This is a genomic window from Streptomyces sp. NPDC050856 (genome assembly GCF_040653855.1).
Taxonomy (GTDB): Bacteria; Actinomycetota; Actinomycetes; order Streptomycetales; family Streptomycetaceae; genus Streptomyces.
Genome location: NZ_JBFAGV010000016.1, coordinates 62,243 through 85,777, shown reverse-complemented (window position 1 = coordinate 85,777; position 23,535 = coordinate 62,243). Strand labels below are relative to the sequence as shown.

Here is a 23,535-nt window from a genome sequence, read left to right as displayed (position 1 = left end):
ACGTGCCCGAAGCACGTGAGTGCATTGACTTCCCCCCACAGGAAATACTCCGTCACGGCAACCCCAGTGGTCACCGGGTGCTCACACGCTGCCATGGATGGGCTCAAACGTTCGAGGAGTTACCCAGAAAGCAGCCGATCACGCGCACCACATCAAGCCGAACCCTCGGCAGGCGTCGGCCGTGCCGAATCGATTCCGGAGGGAAACAGTGCTGCGCAGCCCGCGTCGCCCCACTCGCGGAACCTGGCCTGAAACATCCCCGCACCTTGCGCAGGAGGAGGCGCAGCCGCAGTCGGAGCCCACTCGCGGGAGCGGCAGGGTGATCCGGGGAGGGCGTGCGCGGGTTTCCCTCACCCACCTGAGGAATGTTCGGCAACTGCTGATCCGCTCCGAGCGGGCGGCAAGCCTGGGGCCGGCGCGTGCCGACGCCATGGGCTGGAGGCGTCAGCCGGGGCCGGTCGCGTCTTCCAGCAGGTGGTCGAGGTGGCCCTGGAGCGTGGCCAGCGCCGTGGCCGGGGAGTGGTGGCCGCCAGGACGTGGACCGTGAGGCCGTCGGCCAGGGCGAGGAGCGTATGTGCTTCGCGTTCCGGGTCGACGTGCTGGAGAATCTTTCGGGTGTCCTGGCCGTAGCGGATGAGCCACGCGATGAGGCCGTGGAGCTCGACATAGGTGTCACGCAGGACGGCGGCCAATTCCTCACTGGCGGGCGCATGCGTGACGAAGGCCAGCCAGACGTGGGCCTGTGTCCTCGATTCCTCGTCCAGCGGAGCGAGTTCGGCCAGGGTGTGGGACAGCAGCGTCGACGCGGCCTGGGGGTGGAGGTAGCGGCGATCCGCTGGTTGGCGCGTTCGCTGACGTGCTGGGAGATGTGCTCCGGCGCGAAGTTCACCATGGTGTCTCCTGGTGCCGTGCCGTCCTTTGTGGGTGAGCGGGAGGCTGCCGACGGCCAGGCGTCGCAGGAGGCGCACGACGTTGGGGGCGCGAAGCCGGATCAAACGGCTCCTGAGCCGGTTCAGCTCCAGCGAGGTCGTGGCCAGGGGCAGGAGCTCAGGGGCGATCCGGCCAGTGCCGTCGTCGGGGAGGCGGGTGAGTCGAAAGATCGTGTGACGACAGACGGCCCGCGCGTCCAACGAACTCGCGCGTCCGCGGCTTCGCGGCATCCCGAATCCCCTCGGATCCGATGGTGCTCGCTGGCAGGGTTTGACGACAGCCCGGGTCCGATCCTCCGTTGGAGGGGGCCCTCGGTGGCGAACCACCTGCCGCGTCCGGGGTGCGTCATCGGGCGCGGCGGATACGGATCGGGCCACGGGCCGTGGCCGGATCGACGGGACGGCCACCCTGCGTGATCTCCACCTCGCCGGCCGTGACCAGACGCCGGGCCGCGCGGCGGGTCGGTTCCATGAGGGCGCGCCAGCCGTCGTCGCCCCCTGCGTACACCGCCCGCGCGGCGTCGGAGGGGCAGATCGTCGCGGCCGGGCCGCGCTTCTCCAGCAGCTCCAGGATGGCTCGTTCCAGACGCCGGTCCATCTGCCGTTCGATGTCCGTCACTCCTCCATTGTCGCAACGGCGAGGTTCCGGTGGCCGGCCTGGGAGATCGGCCGCCCGTGTCGTCGGCCGGAGCACCCGGGTGGCTGCCGGTCCTCCGGCCCGAGGCCTCGGGCGCCACCCGACGCGCTCGCCGTGGAGGGCCGGGCGCTCGCCGTGGAGCACCGGGCATCGAGGGCGGCCGGGCCACCCGGAGGGAGACCGGGGAGGTGGACGAGCTGAAGGCGACCCAGCCGCGGCGACGACATCCCGGGCCGCAGGGCGACCGAGAAGTGGAGCCGCGGTGGTTTCACCATGGTGCGCAACAGCTCCAACCGCAACATCACCGTGGGCACCGTCACGACCGGCGTCAACCGGTCCGTCGACTCCTTCGACGCCACGTACTTCTACCGGGTCTGCCGGACCGACTTCTGATCCGCCGCGGGCTGTCTCGCCCGGGCCGAGTGGTCGAGGGTCTCCTGCGACCGTTCGGGGCCAAGCGCCCGGGCGCTGTCTCGGCGGGGAGGGGGTCCTTGTCGGCCGGCCAGTCCCAGTGCTCCTCGGTCCGGCCCCTCACCCGCCGGAGACACCCAGCACGGCCCCGACGGCCACTCGGCCGTGACCCGCGCACCGGGCTGTCCCACCACCCCGGCCTGGGTGGAGCGCGCGAGTTCGCGTGTTCCTGAGCGGGGCAGTGCGAGATACCCGTACGCCGAACCCCTGTCATGATCGGTCCGGTGTACGGGTTCCGCCTCCGGCGCGCCCCGGCCGTCAGTTGGCCGCGCGACACGCGGGCGTGGCCTTCTCGGCAGGGGCGCGCGTCAGGGGAGCGCCTCGCTGTTCCGGCCGGCAGCGATCAGGCCGCGCGCGGGAATCGCCACGAGGAGGGCGAGCAGGACGAGGAGTCCGCTCGTCCAGAGCGGACCGAGGTCTCCGGCCGCGGTGTTGAGGGTCGTCGCCGCGATGAGTGGTCCGGTGGCGGCGCCGATGTTGAGTGCGGCGGTGGCATACGAGCCGGCCATGGTGGGAGCTCCTGCCGCCTCGTGGAGGACCCGCGTGATCAGCGTGCCGCCCAGCGCGAACGACAGCGCGCCCAGGACGAATACGAGGGTGAGCAGCGCGACCGGCCGGTCGGCCCACACGGCGAGGGCCGGCCAGCCGATGAGCAGCAGCGGACCGCCGGCCGCGAGGACCGGGCCGGGGTGCTGGTCGGACAGGCGCCCAGCGGCACTGACTCCGAGGAAGGAGCCGCAGCCGAAGAGCACCAGGGCGACGGAGATCCACAGTTCGCCCAGCCCGGCGATTTCGGTGACGACAGGGGCGAGAAAGGTGAACCCGGCGAAGGTCGCCGCGTTCACCAGGGCGCCGAGCAGCATGGCCAGAAGCAGCCGCGGACGTTTGAGCTGGGCGAGCTCCGATCGCAGGGCCGGCCCGTCAGCCGTGCCCTCGGGCCCACGGCGCGCGGGGACCGCTGTGAGGATGCCGATGATCGCGGGCAGGCAGCAAGCGGCCACAGCCCAGAAAGTGGCCCGCCAGCCGAGCAGGGTGCCGAGCACCGCTCCCCCGGGTACACCGGCGATCGTGGCCACCGTGGTGCCCGACAGCAGCACAGCGAGGGCGCGGCCCTTCTTGCCGGACGGGACCAGTGTGACGGCGGTGGTCAAAGCCACGGCGAGGAAACCGGCGTTCGCGAGCGCCGCGACCACCCGGGTCGCGAACAGGACGGGGAAGCTCGGGGTGGCAGCGCCCACGACGTGGGCCGTCAGGAACACGAGGACGCAGCCGAGCAGGCTGGACCGCCCCGGCCAGTTACGTGCGAGGCCGGCCGTCAACGGGGCACCGACGATCATTCCGATCGCGAAGGCGGTGGTGAGCGTGCCGGCTGTTCCGACGGTGACGTCGAGGTCCGAGGCGATGTCCGGCAGGAGGCCGCCGAGCATGAATTCCGAAGTGCCCATGGCGAAGACCGCCATGGCGAGCAGATGGAGCGGAAAGGGCATCGAGTGACTCCGAGGTGAGGAGAAGCACGAGAGGGTCAGCTCGTCACCGCGGTCAGCGCCCGGAGGCATGCTCGTCCGGCCGCGGGACGCGGCGAGACGGCAGAACGACGAACTCAGTGGTGCCGGGGGCTGACGGCGTGACCGAAAGCCCCCACCTCATCCGACTCAGGACTCGACATGCCCCGCACGGTACCCGACCGATGCCCGCCCCGAGAACCGGGTGTCACCGCTACCGGCATGCGTCACCGACGTCATGTCCCGCGAGGGAACGAGGACGCGTTCATCCGCTGCCGCCCGCGGATCGACCGCCGCCGCGCATCGGGCACCGCAACCATCGACTGTTCCCCCGGGAGCCTCACTGGCCGGGGAGCCGAGAGGCCACGAGGGCTTGGCTGCCCAGGCGGTCCGTGCCGGTGGGGGATCCGCCGAGCCGATGGAGGAGTACCCATCGCCCGTCGGGGAGCGCGGCAGCGAAGACGGAGGCACCGTCAGTGGCACCGTTGTGCCAGGTCACGGCGCCGGTTTTCTGCCATGTAGGGGCAGGCGGCCCGAGGAGCTCGTCCACGAGCAGCCCGGTCAGCAACCGGGCCGCGGCCCGGGGGGTGGCCCAGAGGCCGCCCGCGGGCAGAATGGCGCCCTCCATGGCCCATGGCGTCCGGGGGCGGTTCAGCAGTCGGGTCGTCGCGAGCAGCCGCTGGTCGGCCGGCGGACGTGCCGTCATCTCCCGGATCCCCAAGGGCTCCAGGACGTAGGTGCGTACCACCTCTTCGTACGGGGCCCCGGCAGCGGAGGACAGGGCCGCACCCAGCAGTGCGTATCCCAGGTTGGAGTACTCCTCGGACGCGCCGGGCGGAGCCGTGGCCATCTCGCAGAGTGGGGAGCAGCGCGTCCAGGGCCGCCCGGTCGAAACCGCCGTAGGGGTTCTTGCGCGGCAGGCCCGGGGGCTGCCGGGGCAGCCCGGATGTGTGGTCCGCCAAGTGCCGCAGGGTGATGCCGCTGCCGGGCGGTGTGTCCAGCCAGCGTTCGATGGCATCGTCCACACCGAGAACGCCGGCCGCGGCCATGCGCGTGAGTGCGGTGCCGGTGACGACCTTGGTCAGCGATCCGATCTGGACGTAGCCGGCGACGTTGTGCCCGTGGGTGACACGAGGTTCGATGCCACTGCCGAGAAGGCAGCTCGGGGTCCGGAAGACGGTGGTTCTCCTTCGCGGGCGGGTGCCGGGGGTGGGGCAGGGCGCAGGTGGTCGGACTCCCGGGTACACGTGGCCCATGGTGTGTTGCCCGTGGCTGACCGATCACTGCGCGCCCGCCTGCGCACGGGCGTGCGCAGCGGGCCGTCTGTCGGCAGCGTCACGGTCGACCAGGGCGACGGCTCCTCCCCCACCGTCAGCCGCCTGCTGTCGGCTCAGGGACAGGGACAGGGCATGCTCATGTAGAGGGCCTGCTCCCCCTCGGACGCCGTGCCGTCGTAGAGGGCGGTGTCCAGCCCGCAGAAGGTGAACCCCATCCGCCGGTACGCGTGGATCGCCGGGGCATTGACGTTGGTGACCTCCAGCCAGACGTGCCCGGCGCCCCGCTCCCGGCCGAACTCCACAGCCTTACCCATCAATTGCCTACCGACGCCCCGGCCGCGGTGCTCCGGCCCGACCTCGATGTCCTCGATGGTGAGCCGCCGGTTCCACGAGGAGTACGAGACGGCGACGAACCCCGCCAGTGCCCCGTCGGCGTGCACCGCCACGAACGTCCGGCTGTCCGGCCCCTCCTGCCCGTCGCCGGACTCGTCGTCACCCGCCTCCTCGTCGGGGAACACCTTGGTCAGGGGCGGCTCAACGGGAACCTCCCGCAACGCGAACACCTCGTCGGTCACCTCCACCCGGAAAACGGTTCGGGTGGTGAACGACCCGTCCAGGCTTTCGATGGCCTCGGCGTCCTCGGGGCGGGCAGCACGGTACTCGTAAACGGCGTCCTGAACAGCGGTCATGCCACGACGCTACGACCGTCCCTGCCGGCTGGGGCTCCTTTCGGCCGGACACGGCGAACCGCCGCCCGAGCCGACGTGTGTTCGCCGCCGGCCCGTGGGCCCGCTCGCGCACCCGCCCGCGGAGGGGTCCTGGACCTGCTCGATCGACTGGCGCCGTCCGTCCCCCATGGGGGGCGCCGCTCCATCGGGGCCGCTCGATCCGCCTCCCGACCCCGCCCGGGATCCGGTCGCCGGCTCCACGGGTTCCGCTCGCGTGGGCGCCGCCTGCCCCGAGCGCCGCACAGCGAGGGGGCGCGGGCAGGGGGATGAGGCGCATTCATATTGTCCTATTACTTTTTCTCCGGAGCACTCCGGAGCTCACGTCACAACCCCGCTCGACCCTCGGCTCACCTCCGGAACCCCGGAGCCCGCACCCCGAGCGGGGTGGTACCGGGCGGGCCGGGCACCCGGCACCGCACCTCGGCAGACGCGGTACCCGGCCGGCCGCCGGGCACGCACGTACGGGCAAGCCCTCAGCGCACTCCGGTGCGCCGGTCGCCCACTCTTGGCACCCGCTCGGTGGTCATAGGAGATTTTGATCCCACAAGCCGACCGGGCTTCACCCCTCTGTGATCAGGAGGATCCGTGCTCCTCAAGCGTGTCTGCCTCACCGCGGCTGTCGCTGCCGCCCTGTTCGTCTCCGCGGGTACCGCGACCGCGGCTCCCAGCCGGTTCGACGACGGCAGCTTCGAGTACCCCGCCGCCCCCGCGAACTCCTTCCGGACCTACGGCTCGGGGGCGTCCATCGGCCCCTGGAAGGTCGCCACGGGCGCGGTGGACCTGATCGGTGCCGGCTTCTGGCAGGCGGCCGAGGGCGACCAGTCCGTCGATCTCAACGCCACCGGCCCCGGCACCGTGACCCAGACCTTCACCACCACCCCGGGCAAGAGCTACACGGTGACGTACTCCCTGGCCGGCAACCCCGGAGGCAACCAGCCGCTGAAGACCGGCAGGGCGCTGATCGACGGGCAGTCCTTCCAGGACTTCACCTTCGACACCACTGGCAGGACCATGGCCAACATGGGTTACGTGACCCGGCAGTTCACCTTTGTCGCCAACAACACCACAACAGCTCTCGCCTTTTCCAGCACGACTCCCCGCAGCGCCCACGGACCCGTCATCGACGACGTACGGGTCCACAGCTGCGATTCCTGCTGCCGCTGACCGTTCCGGGCCCGCTCCGCGGGACCCTCGGCCGACGGCGCAGCGGAGCCCCGACGCGGACACGTATGCCGTCGGGGCTCCGCCCTCGCAGCGCCGCGCGGACGTACGTGGGGCCTGTCCAACGGATCACGGGACGGGGCCGAGCTCGGCCCTCTCGCCCGGCCCAAGGGGCGGGGCCTGCCTGCGAGCGTGCCCCACTCCTGCATGTGGGACGATCGGCTTCGTGACGAGCGTGAGCGGTGACTTCGACCTGTCCATGGACGAACTGCGAGTCGTAGCGCGCTATGTCGCCGAGACAGCGCAGGAAGTCCTCCCGGTGTTCGAGGACGCCAACCCCGGTGACACCCGACCGCGGGCGGCCATCGATGCGGCATGGGAGTTCGTCAATGGTGCGCCCCGGACCAGGCTTCAGCGCGTCACGTCGATGGACGCTCACCGAGCGGCGCAGGAGACCGCCACCGAAACCGCGCGTCTCGCCGCGCAGGCCGCCGGCGATGCTGCATCCGCCGCTTACCTGCACCCGATCGCGAAGGCTCACCAGGTGGGTCACATCCTGCGCGCCGCTGCGAACGTGCCACGCATCGCCGAAATCGACGCGGGCGAGGATCCCAGTGCCGGGAACAGGGCGATCGAAGAGGCCCGCGAACGAGCCACACCAGTCCTGATCGACATCCTCCAGCGGTACCCTCTCGCGCCCAGCGGTAGGAGCCGCGCTGCGCAGCTCATGGCCGCTCTGGACACCTCCCTCCGTGGGTCCTCACCAGCGGGGACTGCACGCACAGGCGGCTAGGTCCTGTTCGTGACAGATCTTGTGACTGCTGGGGACTCCGGTCGTTGGCATGTCCATGGGTCAGGGGAGCTCCGAACGCAGAATGGGGCCTGACTGAAGCCGCATCTGCCGAAGTCCGCCAGCTGGGGCGGCCGTTGGACAAGCCGAGCGCGAATGAGATCCATCATGGTCGGGCGTCCTGCCCCCCGGCTCTCCCGACGATGACGACGATGACGAGGAGGACCGACGCCTCGCCCCCTCCCTGGACCGGCCCCCTGGACGCCGTGCAAGCCGCGCGGGCGCCACACCGTCGGCGTCAGCGACCGCGCCGGAGGGTGGACCGTCCGAGTTTCGCTGCCCCACCGGATCGGTGACCGGCGGCGCCTCCGCCCGGTGGTGGGCAGAGGCGCCCGAGGTGGAGACCGCCTACAGCCGACCGCCGGCCCCGCCGCGCGGCCGGTGCGTCCCCGTCCTCGCCACGGCGGAAGCCGGGCGAACGGTGACTCTCCACGACGGGGCGGGCAGCATGGCCGGGGTCAGCTGCCGGTAGCGGTGACTCCGAACATCAGGGTGCGGCGGGCGACGTCGTAGTGGACGGTGCCGGTGTTCACCAGCAGGTCCTGCAGGACGTCCGCGTCGCTGGCGTCCACGGTCAACACCTCTTCCCAGGCACCCTCGTCCAGGACGAGCTGGAGGGTGAAGGTGCCGGGCGCGCCGGGTTCGTCGGCTACCCAGCTGAACTGGTAGTGGCTCAGCTGGCGGACCTTGATGCTGTCGTCGGTGAGTGGTTGCTCGACCTTGGCCATGGGTGCTCCTCGTGCAACAGGCGGTGCGGGGGCGGTATGGGGTAGGACCCGGTGGGATTCCGGGCGAGCGATCGGTGCCTGGCCCGCGGAAGGCGGGCGGTCAACGTTCGGTGTCGCGGTCGCGGTCGGGCGCATCGGTTTCGATGCGCTCCTTGCGCACTTGGCCGCGGACCGCCTCTTCCTCGACGTGTTCCTCGGTGCCCAGGCGCACCCGTTCCACCGGGACGGCCTCGGTCTCGACGACGGGGCGTTCGGCGTGCAGGGTGACCTCGTGCTCGGCCTCGGTGATCTCCGGGCCGGACAGGGCGGCGTCGCGATTGGCGTCCGTGATCGGCTCGCGTTCTATCCGGACTTCCTCATGCCGCACGGGCACGGTCTGCTGGACCTCCTCAGTGACCACGTACTTGCGCAGTCGGGCCCGGCCGACTTCCTGCCGCTCGGTACCGACGCGCATCTGCTCCTCGGAACGGGTCATCGCGTCGTCACTGCTGCGCTCCGCGGCGGCAGGCCTGGTCCCGCCGGCGGCACCCGTGGTGCCGGAGTGGGCCCAGCCCTCCTCGTCGGACCGGTTGGCCTGCTGCCACGCGTCGTCCCACGCGATGCCGTAGTGCTCGTACAGGCGGTGTTCCTCGTCCTCCGACAGGTGGCCACCCGCGTCGACGTCCACGTTGGGGGCGTCCTTGACCTTGCTCTTGTCATAGGGCACCTCCAGGTGGTCCTCGACCACGGCGGCGTCCTTGATCGGCACGAACGATTCACTGGTGCCGAAGATTCCGGTCTTGACACTGACCCAGTCCGGACGGCCGGTGACGTCGTCAAGGAAGACGTGTTTGGCTTCACCGATCTTGCTGCCGTCGGCGGCGTGGACCGGATGGTCGAGCACGGTCGGGATCTGCTCTCGGGTGATCATGCGACCCTCCTGCTTCCTCGTATGGGGGCTCCCCGTCCGGCTCACCGATCCCGATGGGATGAAACTCCTCATAGTCGACAAAAGGGTCTTCTGTTTCGGCCACGTCAAGCGCCGCAGCAGGCCCGAACCCGGCCCGACCGGCGGATTGGCACCCCCCGGCACGACCAGCCCACCCAGCCGGGGGTGCCCACGCCCGGCCGGGACGAGCCGCCGGGGCCACAGGCCCGGCCGCGGCAGGCCGCGACGACCGCCGGCGGGTCCGACCCGGACCCCCGTACCGGCATGGAGCTCACCGCCCGGCCTCGCGCTGGGCGAGTTCCTTCAGTTCCATGCGAGCGGCCGGCGTACCGCCCGGGCCGGACCAGAAGGGGTGAGCGGCGATCCGGGCGGACAGCTCCAGCAGCTCCCGGCGGCCGGCGGTCGGACTGGTCGCCGGCGCGGCGCCCGCGAGGCGCTGGTAGGCGATGTACCAGGAGGTCTGGGCCTGCAGGAGGTCGGGCGGGAAGTCGTACGCGTGCATGGCTCCGATTAGATCGCATGTTCGAATTTGGAGGCAACAGGACCCGCCCGGGCCCCGCCGGGACGACCGGGTGGCCTGCGCCATCCCCCCGGCACGCGGCCGGCGGGTCTCCACTCGACGTGCGCTCGCGCCGGCGGAGCGGGCGGGGCGGTGGCCGGCATGCACGCGTGGCACCACTTGGCACCACCCGGTGCCGACCGGTGCCATTTCCTGCCCGCAAACTCCGGACGAGCACATATGGCACCACTGCCACTTCAGGCCGGTCCTCACGTTTGCCCAGTTCAGCATGGGTGCCGCCGGCCGAACCGAGCGCGCGGCACCACTCGGGCTTGCGCATGGCGCCATAGAGGTGCCATGATGGCGCTATGGACCTCACCCCGTATGTCGACACCCTCCGCCGCGAACTCGCGGTGGCCGCCGAAGCCGGCGGTGACGAAGCCCGCGAGCTGGCCGAGAGGCTCACCGCTCCCCTGGAATCGGCGACCCGGCTGACCATGCTCCACGTGCTCTCCGCCGCCATGGACGAGATCACCCGCGAACTCGCTCCCGGGTCGGTCGACGTACGGCTGCGCGGTCTCGAGCCCGACTTCGTGGTGACCCCGCCGCCCGCCGGCGGCATGCCTCCGGAGCCCGCCGCGCCCGCCGAACCGCTCAAGGCCCCGGCCGACGGCGACGAGGGGGGCACCGCCCGGGTCAACCTTCGTCTGCCGGCACACCTCAAGGCGCGCGCCGAGGAGGCCGCGAGCCGTGAGGGCCTGTCGGTCAACGCCTGGCTGGTACGGGCCGTGTCGGCCGCGGTCGACGGCGGCACCCGGCCGCGTACGACGGAGAAGGCCCAGACCGTCGGGCAGAGCTTCACCGGCTGGGTGCGCTAGCCGCACCCCCACCCGCGCCACTTCACCTACCCCACGTCCCACCAGCGGGGACGTCCTGAAGACCCATGAGGACGGGACAGCCATGCCTTCTTTCGACACACCCGAACCGATCTCGGTCACCGCACGCGTGGACGCCGGCTCGATCCAGTTCACCGCGAGTGACCGGCTCGACACCGTCGTCGAGGTGCGGCCCCGGGACCCGAAGCGGGACCAGGACGTACGGACGGCCGAGCAGACCGAGGTCGCGTACACGAGCGGCGTACTGACCCTCAGGACGCCCAAGGCCAATCTTTTCGGCCGCACCGGCACCGTCGACGTGACGGTCGAGCTGCCCACGGGCTCGAGCGTCGACATGACCGGCGCCTGGGCCCAGGTGCTCGGCGAGGGCCTGCTCGGGGAGGTCCGAGTGAAGACCTCGTCCGGCGACGTCCGCCTCGACACGACCGGCCCGCTGAAGCTGACCGCGTCGCACGGCTCGATCACCGTGGACCGGGTCGAGGGCGGGGCCGAGATCACCACCAGCTCAGGCAGCCTGCGTGTCGGCCTCGTGGACGGTCCGGCCGTGCTGAAGAACTCGCACGGCACCACGACCGTCGGCGCCGCGACCGGCGAGCTGCGGGTGAGCGGCGCCAACGGCGACATCGAGATCCGGCGCGCCGAGGACTCGGTCACCGCCACCACCGCCCACGGCACCCTGCGGGTGGGGGAAGTGGCCCGGGGCCACGTCCAGTTGGAGACCTCCTACGGAGCGATCGAGGTCGGCGTGCGCGAGGGGACGGCCGCCTGGCTCGACGTCAGTTCGAGCTCCGGCCAGGTGCGCAACACGCTCACCGTGTCCGAGACCCCGGAGAAGACCGAGGACACCGTCGAGGTCCGCGCCCGGACCCGGTACGGCAACATCGACGTCCGCCGCGCCAAGCTCTGACCCCGGAGGAACCGGCCTCCCCCACTCGTTTCCTCACCACTCCAGCCTTCAACGGGAGGACCCATGCCCTCTTTTGTCATGCCCACTTCTAGTCTGCCGGGCGGTCGCCGGCCGGCCGCCGTCTCCACCGTCGCTCTGCGCAAGTCGTACGGCGACAAGACCGTCCTCGACGGCATCGACCTGCGCATCCCGGCCGGATCCGTGTTCGCGCTGCTCGGGCCGAACGGCGCCGGTAAGACCACCGTCGTGAAGATCCTGTCCACGCTCATCACCGCGGACGGCGGGCAGGCCCAGGTCGCGGGCCACGACGTCGCCACGTCACCGGACGGGGTGCGCGCCGCGATCGGCGTCACCGGTCAGTTCTCCGCCGTCGACGGCCTGATCACGGGTGAGGAGAACATGCTGCTGATGGCGGACCTGCACCACCTGTCCAAGCGCGAGGGGCGGCGGGTCACCGCCGAGCTGCTGGAGCGCTTCGACCTCGTCGACGCGGCCAAGAAGCCCGCTCAGAGCTACTCCGGCGGCATGAAGCGGCGCCTCGACATCGCCATGACCCTCGTCGGCGACCCGCGGATCATCTTCCTCGACGAGCCGACCACCGGCCTCGACCCGCGCAGCCGTCACAACATGTGGCAGATCATCCGCGAACTGGTCTCGGACGGCGTCACCGTCTTCCTCACCACCCAGTACCTGGAGGAGGCCGACCAGCTCGCCGACCGCATCGCCGTGCTCAACGCCGGCCGGATCGCCGCCCAGGGCACCCCGGAAGAGCTGAAACGGCTGATTCCCGGCGGGCACGTACGGCTCCGCTTCTCCGCCCCGGCCGCGTACCGGAGTGCCGCCCACGCGCTGCGCGACGTCACCCGGGACGACCAGGCGCTCGCGCTGCGGATTCCCAGCGACGGCAGCCAGCGTGCGTTGCGCTCCCTCCTCGACCGGCTGGACTCGGCCGGCGTCGAGGCGGACGAGCTGACCGTGCACACCCCCGACCTCGACGACGTCTTCCTCGCCCTGACCAGCGGCACCGACCAGTCCCTCCAGGAGGCTGTCCGATGAGCTCCCTCTCCCTCGCCCTGCGCGATTCGTCCACCATGCTGCGCCGCAACCTGCTGCACGCGCGACGCTATCCGTCCCTCACCCTCAACCTGCTGCTCACGCCGGTCATCCTGCTGCTGCTCTTCGTCTACGTCTTCGGCGACGTGATGAGCGCCGGCATCGGTGGCGGCGGTGCCGACCGCTCCGAGTACATCGCCTACCTCGTGCCGGGCATCATCATGATGACCATCGGCGGCACCGTGGTCGGGACCGCGGTGTCCGTGTCCAACGACATGACCGAGGGCATCGTCGCGCGCTTCCGCACGATGGCCGTCCACCGTGGATCCGTGCTGATCGGGCACGTCGTCGGCAGTGTGCTGCAGTCCGTCATGAGCGTGGTCCTGGTCGGTGCCGTCGCCGTGGCCATCGGCTTCCGGTCCACGGACGCCACGGCCCTGGAATGGCTGGCGGCGCTGGGACTGCTCGCGCTGGTCGCGCTGGCGCTCACCTGGATCGCCGTCGGCATGGGCATGGTCAGCCCGAACGCCGAGGCCGCCAGCAACAACGCGCTGCCGCTGATCGTCCTCCCGCTCATCTCCAGCGCCTTCGTGCCGGTCGAGGCGATGCCGGGCTGGTTCCAGCCGATCGCCGAGTACCAGCCGTTCACGCCGGCCATCGAGACCTTGCGCGGTCTGCTGCTCGGCAGCGGGATCGGCCACAACGGGTGGCTCGCGGTCGCCTGGTGCGTGGCCCTCACCGTGCTCGGTTATGTCTGGTCGAAGGCCGTCTTCAACCGCGATCCGAAGTAGCCGGGACCACCGCCGGGCCGCCTCCCGCGGCTCGTCCCGCCCGAGGGCGGCGCACTCCGGCACCGTGCCGGCGTACGCCGCCCCCGTCGCGCGTACGCCGGCGCCGCCCGCCGGGCCGGCGCCGCCGGCATCGCCGGCTGGACGCGCACCGCGCCCGCCTCCCTGCACCCGGCACCTCGCCCCGGTCCGCCGGGGCCGCGGCCGGCGCGCCGCACGCGCGCGGCACACCGGGCACCCCGTCGATGGGCCCGTCGTCAGGCGGCGACCCCGGGTCGTGCGGGGTCGAGGTAGCGCACGGCGGTCTGCTCGGCATGCTGGGCGAGCAGGTCCCGCAATGCGTGCGCGGCGGTCCTGAGGAGGTGGCCGTCGCGGGTGGCGCGCAGGGTTTCGAGTACGAAGGCGACGCGGGTGGAGTCCTCGGTGACGCGGGTGCGGTGGGCGTCGCGGTGGTTCCAGTGACGGGTCAGGACGCTGGTGGTGTCCGCGTAGACGATCTCCCCCGGCCTGGGACGCTCGATGGTGCCGGGTTCGCCCAGCGGGGTGAACTCCTCGGTGCCGTCCGCGTGGCGGATCTCGACATCGCCGGTGACGTGGTCCAGGTCGAAGGCGCCGGCGGGCAGGCCGTGACGGACGGAGACGGCATTGTAGGAGTCGACGGCCGGGTTGACACGCGGCAGGGAGCCCTTCTTCGCCAGGCGGCGGCCGAGCGCGTCGACACTGGGACGGACGCGGCGGGGGTTGGTGCCGAAGGAGCGGTAGGCGGTGTGCCACGCCTCGATGCGCGGGTCGTGCTCATCGGCGGGCTGCCAGGTGCCGTCGGCCAGCTGCCGCTCCAGTTCCGCCAGGGCGGCCGTCGTGTCGGGCCAGGGTTCGTGGCCGCGCAGGCCGGTGGCGGTGACCACGGCGATGAGGGTGTCGGGGAAGGCGTCCACGACGGCGGGAGCGAGGCGGAAGGCGGTCATCGGCGGTGTTCCGTTCGGGGTGTCGGGGCGGGGTGGCGGTCAGGGCTTCCAGGGGCCGACGCGGCCCAGGCGGCGGAGCTGCTGGCGGGCGGCCGGAACGTCGAGGTCCCGGCCACGTTCCATGAGGTGGTCGGCGACGGCGGTGCGGTGCTCCACGGGTTTGTGGTCGTCGTACTTGAACTTGGCCCGGACGTCGGTGACCTCCAGGCGCAGGCCCCGGATGCCGGGCAGCATCCGCCCGTACGGGGGCTGGTCGACGGCGACGGAGGCGTGGTCACCGTCGGGCTGGAAGTGGGCGAGCTGGCGGCGCAGCAGGTCGGCCTTGGCCTCGGCGTCGTCGATGACGTGGGCGCGGCCGGTGAACTGGACCACCGTGTAGTAGCTGGTGGGGACGCCGTCGGTGGGCGGGCTTCCGGGCTGGGCCCGCCAGGGGCCGGGGATGAAGGCGTAGTCGCCGAAGACGGTGAAGGTGACGTTCGGGTCCCGCTCGATCACCTTCCAGACGGGGTTGGGGCGGGCGAGGTGGATCAGCAGGTGACCGGGGTCGCCGGTGAAGTGGGTGGGAACGGTGACGGGTGGCCGGCCGGGAGGGCCGTTGACGCTCAGCAGACCGAAGTCATGGCCTTCGGCGATCCAGGTCTGCCATTCGGCTTCGTCCAGACCGGCGTCCCAGGGCTGGATGAACATGCTGGGCTCCTTGCGGGGTGGAGGGTGGGTCAGGTGAGGGCGAGGAGGCTGACGGCGACGGCTGCGGTGCCCAGGCCGACGAGTTGTCCCCGGTGGATGCGCTCGGCGAGCACGCTCCGGGCGAGCAGGACGGTGCCGGCCGGGTACAGGGCGGTGATCACCGCGACGACGGCGAGGTCGCCGCTGCGGGCGGCGAGCAGGAACAGCAGGTTCGCGACCGAGTCCAGCACGCCGGCGGCGGCCGACATCGCGTACGCGGGCTTCTCGGGGCCCAGCTCGCGGAACATGAGCCCGGCGGCGGTGAGGGTCACGACGGAGGCGACGGCCCGGCCGATGATCAGGGGGGCCACGCCGCTGTCCGACGGCGCCTGGTGCAGGAAGATCAGCTGGAGGGCGATCGCGGCGCCCGCGCCGCAGGCCAGCAGGAGCGCGGTACGGGAGGGGCGCGCCGTGTCGGCGCCGTGTCCGGCGCTGACCAGCACCACCGCGGACAGTGCGAGCGGCAGACCGATCAGCCCGGCCACGCCCAGGTGCTCGCCCTGGGTCAGCCCCACGCCCACGGGCAGCACGGCGGAGATCAGCGCGGTCACGGGCGACAGCACGTTCATCGGGCCGATCGCCAGGGTCCGGTAGAGCAAGGCGAACGCGGCGGCCGAGGCGACGCCGGACGCGGCACCCCAGCCGAGGGCGCCGGTGCTGAACGAGGCGCCGAGGAACGGCCACAGCAGGACCTCGACCGCGAGCGAGGCCGGGGCCGCGATCAGCACGGTGCGCAGCACGTGCGCCTTGCGGGCGCCGAGGCCGCCGAGGAAGTCGGCGCATCCGTAGGCCAGGGAGCTGCCCAGGGCCAGCAGCAGAGCGATCACAGTTCATCCCTTACTATTCAGTGGAACGACCAAACCGTACATCCAACCGACCGGGGTTCGTCAACCGAACGACCACACGGTGCAGTGAAGTGACCCACTGATGAGGAGGGGGACCGGATGGGCGAGACCGAAGCGGCCCTGCGGACGCTCGCGCACAACGTCAGGGCGGCCCGCACGCGTGCCGGGCTGTCCCTGGACGAACTCGGCCGACGCGCCAAGGTCAGCAAGGGCGCCCTGGTCGCCCTGGAGAAGGCACAGGGGAACCCGAACTTCGCGACCCTGGTCCGGCTGGCCGACACCCTGGGCGTCTCCGTGTCCGCGCTCATGGAGGGACGGGTCGAGGGTCGCGTCCGTGTGGTGTCCGCCGACACCGTGATGCCGCTGTGGACCGGCGAGCGGGGCGGCGAGGCCCGGCTCATGCTGACGACATCGGGCCCCGCCCCGACCGAGGTCTGGCGCTGGCGGCTCCAACCGGGGGAGGAATACCGCAGCCATCCCCACCAGCCGGGCGTCGTCGAAACCGTCAGTGTCACCGCCGGACGGATGACGCTCGTGGTCGACGGCGCCGAGCACCTGGTCGAAGCGGGACAGACCGCCGCCTTCGACGGCGACGCCGCCCACACCTACCGGGGCGCCGGCACCGGAACCTGCCACCTGATCATGACCGTCCACATCCCGCCGGGACCCACTTCCACCACCTGACCCCGCACGGACGGAAAGGGCACCGCGCCCGCGCTCCGGACGGGCCGGGCCGTCCGGCCCCCGTCGCACCGCCACGCCGCCGGCCACCGCCCGGGCCACGGCGCACCCGTCACCCGCCGCCTCCCGGCACACCCGACCGCGGTCCGCGCCCCCGCCACTCCGTACCGGCACGGTCAGGAACGAGCCTCAGCCCCTTCGGCAGCGGCCATGGGTGCGGGCAAGCCTTAGGGTTCCGGCATGAGCATGAGTGAAAGTCGCGTGCTGGCAGCGGAGTTGGCGCAGTGGCTCCGCCGGCACGGAGCGTTCCAGCGGTTGACCTCGGTGGAGGTCACCGGCCACTTGACCTCTGTCGTGACGGCGTGGGGGGCGAGCCACGGGTGGGCGGCGCGGCGTGAGGCCGCGGCGGGTATCACGGCCACCGCCAGGAGCGGACGGACACGCACGGGCATGCTGGACCTGTTGTTCCACCGGCCCGGCGGGTCCCGACTGGCCGTCGAGATCGACCGGGGCAACAAGCGGTGGTCGCTGGAGAAGCTCATCCACCAGGCCGACACCGGGGGGTGCGCGGTCTGGCTGCGATGGGACACGAAGCCGTGTCCGGTCGTGATCCCTCCCCAGGTGGGCCTGGTGGAACTGCGCGTCCATCAGCACCGGGTCAGCGACGGCCGCCGGCGATACTCGCTGGTGTAGCCCCTGCCCGCCAGAGGTGGCGAGGCGCTGCGGCTCTGGAACGACAACCGGTCCCCCGGCCGCGCCGCTGTGCACCGGCCCGGTCGGGCCACGCCGAAGGCGGGCAACGCCGGCGGTTCGTGGACGCGTCCGCGCAGAGGTGTGTCGGTTCCGCGCAGGGGGTAAACCGGTGGCCCGGCACGGCTCCTCATCGCGATCATGGACAGTCACGGACATCGACCGATGAGGAGGCCTCGCCATGCCTGTGCCCGCCGACCCGACCGTTCTCCATCCGATGCCCGAGCAGCCCAGAGTGGTCCTGCTCAAGCCGCTGGTGAGGTCCCCGCTGATCGAGGTCGGGGAGTACTCCTATTACGACGACCCGGACGACGCGACCGCGTTCGAGACGCGCAACGTGCTCTATCACTACGGCCCGGAGAAGCTGATCATCGGCAAGTTCTGCGCGCTGGGCACGGGCGTGCGGTTCATCATGAACGGCGCCAACCACCGTATGGACGGACCCTCGACCTTCCCCTTCCCCACCATGGGCGGCTCCTGGGCCGAGCACTTCGACCTGCTGACCGGCCTGCCCGACCGGGGTGACACCGTCGTCGGCAACGACGTCTGGTTCGGCCACGGCACGACGGTCATGCCCGGCGTCCGCATCGGTCACGGCGCGATCATCGCCACCGGCGCCGTGGTCACCACGGACGTGCCCGACTACGGCGTCGTCGGCGGCAACCCGGCCCGTCTGATCCGCACCCGCCACCACGACCACGACATCGCCCGGCTGCTGGCGGTGGCCTGGTGGGACTGGCCCGCCGAGCACATCACCGAGCACGTCCGGACGATCATGTCGGGCAGCATCAGCGAGCTGGAGGCCGCCGCCCCGGACACGCCGAACCGGTGACGCGCGGGCGGGATCGCCGCACCCGGGCAGCGGCGGCGTACGGGCCCGGTGACAGCGCCGGACGCGCTGGTGCCCCGGCCCGCCGCCCACAGGACGGGCGGGCCGGGGCTGTGATTTCCGCGGAGAGATCGGGTAGCGGTACAGCATGAGCGATGCGCAGGACCCGAACAAGGATGTCGAGGACTGGGTGACGGGCGACGAACCGGCCACCGGTCCGCAGCTGAGCTACCTGCAGACGCTGGCCCGTGAGGCGGGCGAGGAAGTACCGCCTGAGCTGACCAAGGCGGAGGCGTCGAAGATGATCGACCGCCTCCAGGGAGCGTCGCCGCGCACGGCGAAGGACCCCTCCTCCGGCGCGGCGGACGGTCCCGGCAGTGACACCCGCCCGTGAGGGCTCCCTGAGGCACCCCGTCGCCCGCGCCACCGGCTGGCTGACCGCGGAAGTGTTCAGCCCGTCGGCAGTGGCCCAGGTCGGCCCCAACGCCTCGGCCGTCCCCCCGCAGCGCACCGTCACGAGGCCCGGCCAGAGGGAACAAGTGGCCTGTACGGCTGCTCGTCCAACGCGAGACCGGTGACTGTTCGCCGGCCGGCGTGACCCCGCGCCGTGCGGGTGGAGGCGGCACGCCCCCGGTGCGGGACGGAACCGGGCCGTGCGGTGGTCCGACTGTCAGTGGGTGCGTGCATCATCGACGCCATGACACAGAGCACCACGGACACCCTGCACACGCTCGCACGCGAGCACCTGCCCCAGGAGATCGCCGAGCGGTGGATCAGTCTGCTGCGGCCGAGCGTGCGCCTGGAGAAGGCCACGGGCACGGGCACGGCCGTCGGCCGGCTCGGTGGGCTGCCGGAGTTGCCGGAGACCGAGGAGTGGCCCGTGTGGGAGGGGCACGGCCCGCTCGCCTTCGTCGCAGCGCTCGACTGCGCCTCGCTCCCGTCCGCCGACCTCGACATCCCGCTGCCGGCGGAAGGCACGCTGGCCTTCTTCTACTTCGACGGGCAACTGGACGGCGGAAGCGCGGTGGTGGCCCCTGATGAACCCGACACCTGGGCGGGCGCGCGCGTCCTGTACGTACCGGCGGGCACTCCCGTCGCCAGGCGAGCCGCGCCCGAGGACATCGAACCGTACGCGGAGGTGCCGCTGACGGCCCGGGTGGAGGCGACGGCCCCGTACCTCCACCATCCGCTGGTGCACCGGGAGTTCGGATCGGCGCGGGACGACCACCCGGTGTACGGCGAGAACTTCGAGCACGCTCTGTGGGACCACGTCGAAGGCACGGAGCACCGCGTCGGCGGTCACGCGAACCCGGTGCAGGACGCGGTGGAGCACGAGGTGGCCCGCGGCGCCCTGGGCAGCCCGCCGTGGGACGACCCCCGCATCGGTGAGGAGGCCCTCCGCTGGGTGCTGCTCGCCCAGTTCGACACGGACGACGACGCCGACATGATGTGGGGTGACTGCGGTGCCCTGTACTGGCTCATACGCCCCGAAGACCTGGCCGAACGCCGCTTCGACCGGGCGATGTTCACCTGGCAGTGCGGCTGACGGGCCCCGCGGGACGCCTCCCCGCGGCTCCCCGGCGCGGCCGGGGCGCCGTACTGCGGGAGTCCGGCCGGCATGTGCCCCGGCTCCTGGGCGTCCGCCGTCTCAGGCCCGTGAACGGTGGGCCCCAGGGTGACAACAACGGGACGGACCGGGCAGCCGGCGCCCATCACCGAGCAGGGGCCACGGACAGCGATGAGTTCCAGCTCTCCAGCCGGTCCACCCATGGACAGCACCCCGACAACGCCCGAGGAGACCCACGATGAGCGAGAACCGAACACCGCCCGCGCGCCCGGAGCCGAGCGCGCGGGTGCGGGCGCTGGACCGCCTGGTCGGCACCTGGCGGGTCAGCGGCGGCGTCGAAGGCACGGTCACCTACGAGTGGGCGCCCGGGGAACACTTCCTCCTCCAGCACGTCGACCTCCACCAGGACGACAGGGACATCCGCGGCCTGGAAGTCATCGGTCACCTCTTCAACCCGTTCGCCGGGCACGACAAGCCCAGTGCGGACGTGTGGTCCCGGTTCTACGACAACCACGGCAACACCCTCGACTACGTCTACGAGATCGACGGCGACACCCTGACCATCTGGGGCGGTGAGAAGGGATCACCGGCCCGCATGCGCGGCACCTTCGACGCCGGCGGCGACACCATGGACAGCGAGTGGGTCTACCCGGGCGGCGGCGGCTACACATCGACCATGACCCGCGTCCGCCCGAACTGAACGTCTCGCGCACCTGAGCCCAGGACGGGCCGGACGGGGCGGCAAGGATCCCGCGCCGTCATCGCGTCGGCGCCCGGGTATCGAAAAGCAGCCCCCGGCCCCGGCCCGGTGCGTCCGGTCCCGCCCTCCGGGGCGGCCGGTTCACCGCGTGCCGCATGGCACGGCAACCGGGTCGCGCCAACGGCCAGTTGCCGAACCCTCGCCCACCCGGGAGTACCCGGGCGTGGAAGCGCACCGGCAGCGGAATCACCGGCGCAGATCCACGACCACGTGACTAGTGTGCCCGGATGACAGAATTCAAGATCCTGGGTGACAGCACGGAATGGCAGCGGGACTTCGAACGGCGGCTACGCGCCTCGTACACCGCGGCCGGGCTCGCCGCCGCCCCGGCGGAGCGCATGCTCGAGAAGGTGCGTGCCGGCATCGGTGACTGGACCGTCGCCGAGATCATGGACGCCGGCACCCGCGTGGGACACGTCGCCGTGGTCGTGACCGGCGGGAACAACACGTGCGCGGGCCGCATCGGTGACCTCCGTGTCGAAGCGCCCCACGCCGGTCGGGGACACGAGCGGGCCGCCCGGGACTGGGCCGAGGACTGGTGCGCGGAGCGCGGCGCACGCCGGCTGGAGATACGGCTCACCGAGCCCGCCGGCGATTTGTTCGACGACTACGGCGTACGCGGCCAGCTCCGGACGCGGCGCGTCAGCTCCGTGCCGGAACCCATCGGCGGCGTCACCGCACGGCCGATGACGCAGGCCGAGTATCCCGAGTGGCTCACCACCGAGAAGGCCTCCTACGTCAGCGGCATCGTCCGGGCGGGTGCCCTCAGCCCCGAGGAGGCCGTACGCAAGTCCGACCGCGACTTCGCCGAGTTGATACCCAAGGGTCTGGCGACGCCCGACAACACGTTCCTGGTGTTCGAGGCGGCGGGTGAGCAGATCGGCACCGGCTGGTTGAAGCACGGGTACCTCCCGGGGGTCACCTACGGCTACTCGCTGTACGTCCAGGGGCGGCATCGCGGAAAGGGGTACGGGCGGGCCGCGATGGCGGCCGGTGAGCAGGCGGTGCTCGCAGCCGGCGACTCGGCGCTGATGTTCACCGTGTGGGGTGCCAACGAGGTGGCGATGAACCTGTACACGAGCGCCGGTTACCGAGTGGTGGAGGAGAACCGTTCCATCGGCCTCCCCCGCCGCGCGACCTGACTGGGCGGAGCGACGGCACCGGCCGAACCGGTCACCGATGACGCCGGGCGGCACCCGGATCGCCGGACCCGGGGGGTCACCTGTCGGTGCTGCACCTGACGACAGCGGACGGGGCCGGCGGCGCCGGCCGAAGGCACTGGCAGGAGAGACTCCTCGCGGAACGTCGGGTGGGTCCGCGGGGCTCGTGGATCGTCAGGCGCCGAGGAGTGTCCCGTTCAGAGCCGCGTGGGTGTCGGCGGTGGCGAGGTCGGCGTTGATGTGGGCGCCGGCCAGCGCTCCGGCCGCCGCGGAGGCGCCCACCTGAGCGGTCAGGTCGGTGGCGTTCCCGGCCACCCACACGCCGGGGACCTCGGTCGTGCCGGCCGTACCGGTGGCGAAGTGGCGGCCCATGCCTCCGGGCAGTTCCCGCACCGGCAGCTTCAGCTCGTCCAGGCCGTCGGTGCGGGCCTGCATGCGGGTCGCCACCGCGAGGACGCGACGGGCCACGACCTGTGTGTCGGCCAGGCGCACGCCGGCGATGGTGCCGTCCTCGGCGGCGTCGATCGCGGTCACGGGCGTGTCGACGACGCGGATGTCGCGTGCGGCGAAGCGGGCGCGGGTGTCCCGGTCGAGGCCGGTACCACGGGTGAAGTAGACCAGGTCGTCGGTCAGCTGGCGGAACAGCAGCGCGTGATGGACCGAGGCCGGCCCCGCCGCCAGGACTCCGATGGGTTCGTCGCGCACCTCCCAGCCATGGCAGTACGGGCAGTGCACCACACCGTGTCCCCAGTGCTCGGCGAGTCCCGGGATGTCGGGCAGCTCGTCGCGCAGTCCGGTGGCCACCAGCAGACGCCGGGCCCGCAGGGTGCGTCCGTCGGCCAACGTGACGGTGAAGCGCGGGTCACCTTCGGCAGAGGCGGTGGCCGGGGCGGCGGAGACCACCTGCCCGGCCACGACCAGGCCGCCGTAGCGACGGACCTCCTCGGTGCCCTTGTGCAGGAGCTCCGCCGGCGGCGTACCGTCCAGGCCGAGCAGGCCGTGCACCCCCGCGGCGGGCGCGTTGCGCGGTGTGCCGCTGTCGATGACGACGACCGAACGGCGGGAGCGGGCCAGCATCAGGGCACCGCTCAAACCGGCGGCGCCACCCCCGATCACCACGGCGTCCACGGTGCTGTCCGGCAGCTGGTCGGTCACCTGTGCGGTGGTCGCAGACATGACGTCGTCCCCTCTCATTGCTCTCTCCGGGCGTTCTCCGCGCCCTTTCCCGAGTGACGCTAAGCGAGCCTTGCGGGACGGTCATACAGTCTTGCCCATGACGCAAGACAATGACGGGCTGGACAGCCTGGTCCGCAAACGCATCCGCGCTCTGCGCGTGGCACAGGGCTGGTCGCTGGAGGAACTCGCGACCCGCGCCCACGTCAGCCAGTCGACGCTGAGCCGCATCGAGAACGGGCAGCGACGCCTGGCCCTCGACCAACTGGTCACCCTCGCCCGCGCCCTGGGGACCACCCTGGACCAGCTGGTGGAGAACACCACGGACGACGTGATCTCGAGCCCGCAGATCGACAGTGCGCACGGGCTGATGCGCTGGCCCGTCAAGGCCGACCCCGGCATGACCGTGGTACGCCAGCGCCTGACCGAACCGCCCCCGGACAGCCCCGCACGGCTGCGCGCCCATCCCGGTCGCGAATGGCTCGTCGTCCTGTCCGGCACGGCGATCCTGCTGCTGGGCAACCGGCGCCTGCGGGTCGTGGCCGACCAGGCGGCGGAGTTCCCCACCATGCTTCCGCACGCCATCGGCACCGCCGGCGGCCCGTGCGAGATCATGGGCATCTTCGACCGCGACGCCCGGCGCGGCCATCAGCGTGGCGACGAGCACGGCTCCCGCGGCCCGGGGCGCGAAGACCGGGACCGCCCGTCGGCGTGAGGGCCGCGTC

27 protein-coding genes and 1 pseudogene are annotated in these 23,535 nt (G+C 71.8%); 15 read left to right on the top strand and 13 right to left on the bottom strand.

The window, feature by feature from the left end:
* Nucleotides 1-350 precede the first annotated feature (350 nt).
* From AB0H53_RS16980 to AB0H53_RS16960, 5 genes and pseudogenes are all read right to left on the bottom strand, one after another.
* Nucleotides 351-1,160: a TetR family transcriptional regulator C-terminal domain-containing protein gene (locus AB0H53_RS16980; protein WP_362113074.1), complete on the bottom strand. Its 810-nt coding sequence runs from the start codon at nt 1,158-1,160 to the stop codon at nt 351-353.
* 115 nt (nt 1,161-1,275) lie between these two features.
* Nucleotides 1,276-1,548: a DUF3253 domain-containing protein gene (locus AB0H53_RS16975; protein WP_362113071.1), complete on the bottom strand. Its 273-nt coding sequence runs from the start codon at nt 1,546-1,548 to the stop codon at nt 1,276-1,278.
* 797 nt (nt 1,549-2,345) lie between these two features.
* Nucleotides 2,346-3,524, bottom strand: a complete 1,179-nt coding sequence (locus AB0H53_RS16970) for a Cmx/CmrA family chloramphenicol efflux MFS transporter (protein WP_362113068.1) — start codon at nt 3,522-3,524, stop codon at nt 2,346-2,348.
* Between the two features lie 355 nt (nt 3,525-3,879).
* On the bottom strand, nt 3,880-4,389 hold the full coding sequence (locus AB0H53_RS16965; protein ID WP_362113065.1) for a serine hydrolase: 510 nt from the start codon (nt 4,387-4,389) through the stop codon (nt 3,880-3,882).
* Nucleotides 4,390-4,495: 106 nt separating this feature from the next.
* Nucleotides 4,496-4,588 (bottom strand): annotated as a pseudogene (locus AB0H53_RS16960) (serine hydrolase); the annotation flags it as partial.
* A 219-nt stretch (nt 4,589-4,807) separates the two neighbouring features.
* Between AB0H53_RS16960 and AB0H53_RS16955 the strand changes: the two are divergent.
* Complete coding sequence (locus tag AB0H53_RS16955) at nt 4,808-4,960, top strand: hypothetical protein (protein WP_362113062.1); 153 nt, start codon at nt 4,808-4,810, stop codon at nt 4,958-4,960.
* Here the strand turns inward: AB0H53_RS16955 and AB0H53_RS16950 are convergent.
* Nucleotides 4,930-5,505: a GNAT family N-acetyltransferase gene (locus tag AB0H53_RS16950; protein ID WP_362113059.1), complete on the bottom strand. Its 576-nt coding sequence runs from the start codon at nt 5,503-5,505 to the stop codon at nt 4,930-4,932. The two genes, AB0H53_RS16955 and AB0H53_RS16950, sit on opposite strands and share 31 nt — an antisense overlap.
* A 669-nt stretch (nt 5,506-6,174) precedes the next feature.
* Here AB0H53_RS16950 and AB0H53_RS16945 point away from each other — a divergent pair.
* Nucleotides 6,175-6,708, top strand: a complete 534-nt coding sequence (locus AB0H53_RS16945; RefSeq protein ID WP_362113206.1) for a choice-of-anchor C family protein — start codon at nt 6,175-6,177, stop codon at nt 6,706-6,708.
* A 223-nt stretch (nt 6,709-6,931) separates the two neighbouring features.
* Entirely contained in the window at nt 6,932-7,498 is a 567-nt protein-coding gene (locus AB0H53_RS16940; protein ID WP_362113056.1) for a putative immunity protein, read from the top strand.
* Nucleotides 7,499-8,013: 515 nt separating this feature from the next.
* Here the strand turns inward: AB0H53_RS16940 and AB0H53_RS16935 are convergent.
* The 3 genes from AB0H53_RS16935 to AB0H53_RS16925 form a co-directional block, all read right to left on the bottom strand.
* Complete coding sequence (locus AB0H53_RS16935; RefSeq protein ID WP_362113053.1) at nt 8,014-8,283, bottom strand: hypothetical protein; 270 nt, start codon at nt 8,281-8,283, stop codon at nt 8,014-8,016.
* A gap of 100 nt (nt 8,284-8,383) precedes the next feature.
* Nucleotides 8,384-9,193 carry a PRC and DUF2382 domain-containing protein gene (locus AB0H53_RS16930; RefSeq protein WP_362113050.1) on the bottom strand — a complete coding sequence of 270 codons (810 nt, stop codon included), beginning with the start codon at nt 9,191-9,193 and terminating at the stop codon, nt 8,384-8,386.
* A 289-nt stretch (nt 9,194-9,482) separates the two neighbouring features.
* Complete coding sequence (locus tag AB0H53_RS16925) at nt 9,483-9,713, bottom strand: hypothetical protein (protein WP_362113047.1); 231 nt, start codon at nt 9,711-9,713, stop codon at nt 9,483-9,485.
* Nucleotides 9,714-10,078: 365 nt separating this feature from the next.
* Here AB0H53_RS16925 and AB0H53_RS16920 point away from each other — a divergent pair, with 365 nt between their 5' ends.
* From AB0H53_RS16920 to AB0H53_RS16905, 4 genes are all read left to right on the top strand, one after another.
* Nucleotides 10,079-10,588: a hypothetical protein gene (locus AB0H53_RS16920; RefSeq protein ID WP_362113044.1), complete on the top strand. Its 510-nt coding sequence runs from the start codon at nt 10,079-10,081 to the stop codon at nt 10,586-10,588.
* Between the two features lie 82 nt (nt 10,589-10,670).
* Nucleotides 10,671-11,513, top strand: a complete 843-nt coding sequence (locus tag AB0H53_RS16915; protein WP_362113041.1) for a DUF4097 family beta strand repeat-containing protein — start codon at nt 10,671-10,673, stop codon at nt 11,511-11,513.
* Between the two features lie 78 nt (nt 11,514-11,591).
* On the top strand, nt 11,592-12,569 hold the full coding sequence (locus AB0H53_RS16910; protein WP_362113038.1) for an ATP-binding cassette domain-containing protein: 978 nt from the start codon (nt 11,592-11,594) through the stop codon (nt 12,567-12,569).
* Nucleotides 12,566-13,357, top strand: a complete 792-nt coding sequence (locus tag AB0H53_RS16905; protein ID WP_362113035.1) for an ABC transporter permease — start codon at nt 12,566-12,568, stop codon at nt 13,355-13,357. The genes AB0H53_RS16910 and AB0H53_RS16905 overlap by 4 nt, the downstream gene beginning before the upstream one ends.
* A gap of 254 nt (nt 13,358-13,611) precedes the next feature.
* Here AB0H53_RS16905 and AB0H53_RS16900 read toward each other — a convergent pair whose 3' ends face one another.
* Genes AB0H53_RS16900 through AB0H53_RS16890 form a run of 3 tightly spaced genes read right to left on the bottom strand, consistent with a single transcriptional unit; the run spans nt 13,612 to nt 15,872 of the window.
* Entirely contained in the window at nt 13,612-14,319 is a 708-nt protein-coding gene (locus tag AB0H53_RS16900) for a phenylalanine--tRNA ligase beta subunit-related protein (protein ID WP_362113032.1), read from the bottom strand.
* Nucleotides 14,320-14,358: 39 nt separating this feature from the next.
* On the bottom strand, nt 14,359-15,006 hold the full coding sequence (locus AB0H53_RS16895; RefSeq protein WP_362113029.1) for an FMN-binding negative transcriptional regulator: 648 nt from the start codon (nt 15,004-15,006) through the stop codon (nt 14,359-14,361).
* A gap of 29 nt (nt 15,007-15,035) precedes the next feature.
* Nucleotides 15,036-15,872: an EamA family transporter gene (locus tag AB0H53_RS16890; protein ID WP_362113026.1), complete on the bottom strand. Its 837-nt coding sequence runs from the start codon at nt 15,870-15,872 to the stop codon at nt 15,036-15,038.
* A gap of 117 nt (nt 15,873-15,989) precedes the next feature.
* Here AB0H53_RS16890 and AB0H53_RS16885 point away from each other — a divergent pair, with 117 nt between their 5' ends.
* From AB0H53_RS16885 to AB0H53_RS16855, 7 genes are all read left to right on the top strand, one after another.
* The gene (locus AB0H53_RS16885) at nt 15,990-16,574 is read left to right on the top strand and encodes an XRE family transcriptional regulator (protein ID WP_362113023.1); all 585 of its coding nucleotides are present in this window, start codon (nt 15,990-15,992) and stop codon (nt 16,572-16,574) included.
* Between the two features lie 237 nt (nt 16,575-16,811).
* Nucleotides 16,812-17,264: a hypothetical protein gene (locus AB0H53_RS16880; protein WP_362113020.1), complete on the top strand. Its 453-nt coding sequence runs from the start codon at nt 16,812-16,814 to the stop codon at nt 17,262-17,264.
* Nucleotides 17,265-17,502: 238 nt separating this feature from the next.
* Entirely contained in the window at nt 17,503-18,153 is a 651-nt protein-coding gene (locus AB0H53_RS16875) for a CatB-related O-acetyltransferase (protein WP_362113017.1), read from the top strand.
* Between the two features lie 145 nt (nt 18,154-18,298).
* Nucleotides 18,299-18,544, top strand: coding sequence for a DUF3072 domain-containing protein (locus AB0H53_RS16870; protein ID WP_362113014.1), 246 nt, complete (start codon nt 18,299-18,301; stop codon nt 18,542-18,544).
* A 303-nt stretch (nt 18,545-18,847) separates the two neighbouring features.
* Nucleotides 18,848-19,696 carry a YwqG family protein gene (locus tag AB0H53_RS16865; protein WP_362113011.1) on the top strand — a complete coding sequence of 283 codons (849 nt, stop codon included), beginning with the start codon at nt 18,848-18,850 and terminating at the stop codon, nt 19,694-19,696.
* Nucleotides 19,697-19,955: 259 nt separating this feature from the next.
* The gene (locus AB0H53_RS16860) at nt 19,956-20,417 is read left to right on the top strand and encodes a hypothetical protein (RefSeq protein ID WP_362113008.1); all 462 of its coding nucleotides are present in this window, start codon (nt 19,956-19,958) and stop codon (nt 20,415-20,417) included.
* Nucleotides 20,418-20,704: 287 nt separating this feature from the next.
* Nucleotides 20,705-21,619, top strand: a complete 915-nt coding sequence (locus AB0H53_RS16855; RefSeq protein ID WP_362113005.1) for a GNAT family N-acetyltransferase — start codon at nt 20,705-20,707, stop codon at nt 21,617-21,619.
* Between the two features lie 192 nt (nt 21,620-21,811).
* Here AB0H53_RS16855 and AB0H53_RS16850 read toward each other — a convergent pair whose 3' ends face one another.
* On the bottom strand, nt 21,812-22,813 hold the full coding sequence (locus AB0H53_RS16850) for an NAD(P)/FAD-dependent oxidoreductase (RefSeq protein WP_362113002.1): 1,002 nt from the start codon (nt 22,811-22,813) through the stop codon (nt 21,812-21,814).
* 97 nt (nt 22,814-22,910) lie between these two features.
* On the opposite strand from AB0H53_RS16850, the gene AB0H53_RS16845 reads away from it, so the two are divergent.
* Complete coding sequence (locus AB0H53_RS16845; RefSeq protein WP_362112999.1) at nt 22,911-23,525, top strand: helix-turn-helix transcriptional regulator; 615 nt, start codon at nt 22,911-22,913, stop codon at nt 23,523-23,525.
* Nucleotides 23,526-23,535: the final 10 nt, after the last annotated feature.

What these genes read in the sequence shown, in the direction of transcription:
- AB0H53_RS16980 (WP_362113074.1), bottom strand. Translation starts at nt 1,160, where the DNA reads ATGCCGCGAAGCCGCGGACGCGCGAGTTCGTTGGACGCGCGGGCCGTC.
- AB0H53_RS16970 (WP_362113068.1), bottom strand. Translation starts at nt 3,524, where the DNA reads ATGCCCTTTCCGCTCCATCTGCTCGCCATGGCGGTCTTCGCCATGGGC.
- AB0H53_RS16965 (WP_362113065.1), bottom strand. Translation starts at nt 4,389, where the DNA reads ATGGCCACGGCTCCGCCCGGCGCGTCCGAGGAGTACTCCAACCTGGGA.
- AB0H53_RS16950 (WP_362113059.1), bottom strand. Translation starts at nt 5,505, where the DNA reads ATGACCGCTGTTCAGGACGCCGTTTACGAGTACCGTGCTGCCCGCCCC.
- AB0H53_RS16935 (WP_362113053.1), bottom strand. Translation starts at nt 8,283, where the DNA reads ATGGCCAAGGTCGAGCAACCACTCACCGACGACAGCATCAAGGTCCGC.
- AB0H53_RS16930 (WP_362113050.1), bottom strand. Translation starts at nt 9,193, where the DNA reads ATGATCACCCGAGAGCAGATCCCGACCGTGCTCGACCATCCGGTCCAC.
- AB0H53_RS16925 (WP_362113047.1), bottom strand. Translation starts at nt 9,713, where the DNA reads ATGCACGCGTACGACTTCCCGCCCGACCTCCTGCAGGCCCAGACCTCC.
- AB0H53_RS16920 (WP_362113044.1), top strand. Translation starts at nt 10,079, where the DNA reads ATGGACCTCACCCCGTATGTCGACACCCTCCGCCGCGAACTCGCGGTG.
- AB0H53_RS16915 (WP_362113041.1), top strand. Translation starts at nt 10,671, where the DNA reads ATGCCTTCTTTCGACACACCCGAACCGATCTCGGTCACCGCACGCGTG.
- AB0H53_RS16910 (WP_362113038.1), top strand. Translation starts at nt 11,592, where the DNA reads ATGCCCACTTCTAGTCTGCCGGGCGGTCGCCGGCCGGCCGCCGTCTCC.
- AB0H53_RS16905 (WP_362113035.1), top strand. Translation starts at nt 12,566, where the DNA reads ATGAGCTCCCTCTCCCTCGCCCTGCGCGATTCGTCCACCATGCTGCGC.
- AB0H53_RS16900 (WP_362113032.1), bottom strand. Translation starts at nt 14,319, where the DNA reads ATGACCGCCTTCCGCCTCGCTCCCGCCGTCGTGGACGCCTTCCCCGAC.
- AB0H53_RS16895 (WP_362113029.1), bottom strand. Translation starts at nt 15,006, where the DNA reads ATGTTCATCCAGCCCTGGGACGCCGGTCTGGACGAAGCCGAATGGCAG.
- AB0H53_RS16885 (WP_362113023.1), top strand. Translation starts at nt 15,990, where the DNA reads ATGGGCGAGACCGAAGCGGCCCTGCGGACGCTCGCGCACAACGTCAGG.
- AB0H53_RS16880 (WP_362113020.1), top strand. Translation starts at nt 16,812, where the DNA reads ATGAGCATGAGTGAAAGTCGCGTGCTGGCAGCGGAGTTGGCGCAGTGG.
- AB0H53_RS16875 (WP_362113017.1), top strand. Translation starts at nt 17,503, where the DNA reads ATGCCTGTGCCCGCCGACCCGACCGTTCTCCATCCGATGCCCGAGCAG.
- AB0H53_RS16870 (WP_362113014.1), top strand. Translation starts at nt 18,299, where the DNA reads ATGAGCGATGCGCAGGACCCGAACAAGGATGTCGAGGACTGGGTGACG.
- AB0H53_RS16865 (WP_362113011.1), top strand. Translation starts at nt 18,848, where the DNA reads ATGACACAGAGCACCACGGACACCCTGCACACGCTCGCACGCGAGCAC.
- AB0H53_RS16860 (WP_362113008.1), top strand. Translation starts at nt 19,956, where the DNA reads ATGAGCGAGAACCGAACACCGCCCGCGCGCCCGGAGCCGAGCGCGCGG.
- AB0H53_RS16855 (WP_362113005.1), top strand. Translation starts at nt 20,705, where the DNA reads ATGACAGAATTCAAGATCCTGGGTGACAGCACGGAATGGCAGCGGGAC.
- AB0H53_RS16850 (WP_362113002.1), bottom strand. Translation starts at nt 22,813, where the DNA reads ATGTCTGCGACCACCGCACAGGTGACCGACCAGCTGCCGGACAGCACC.
- AB0H53_RS16845 (WP_362112999.1), top strand. Translation starts at nt 22,911, where the DNA reads ATGACGCAAGACAATGACGGGCTGGACAGCCTGGTCCGCAAACGCATC.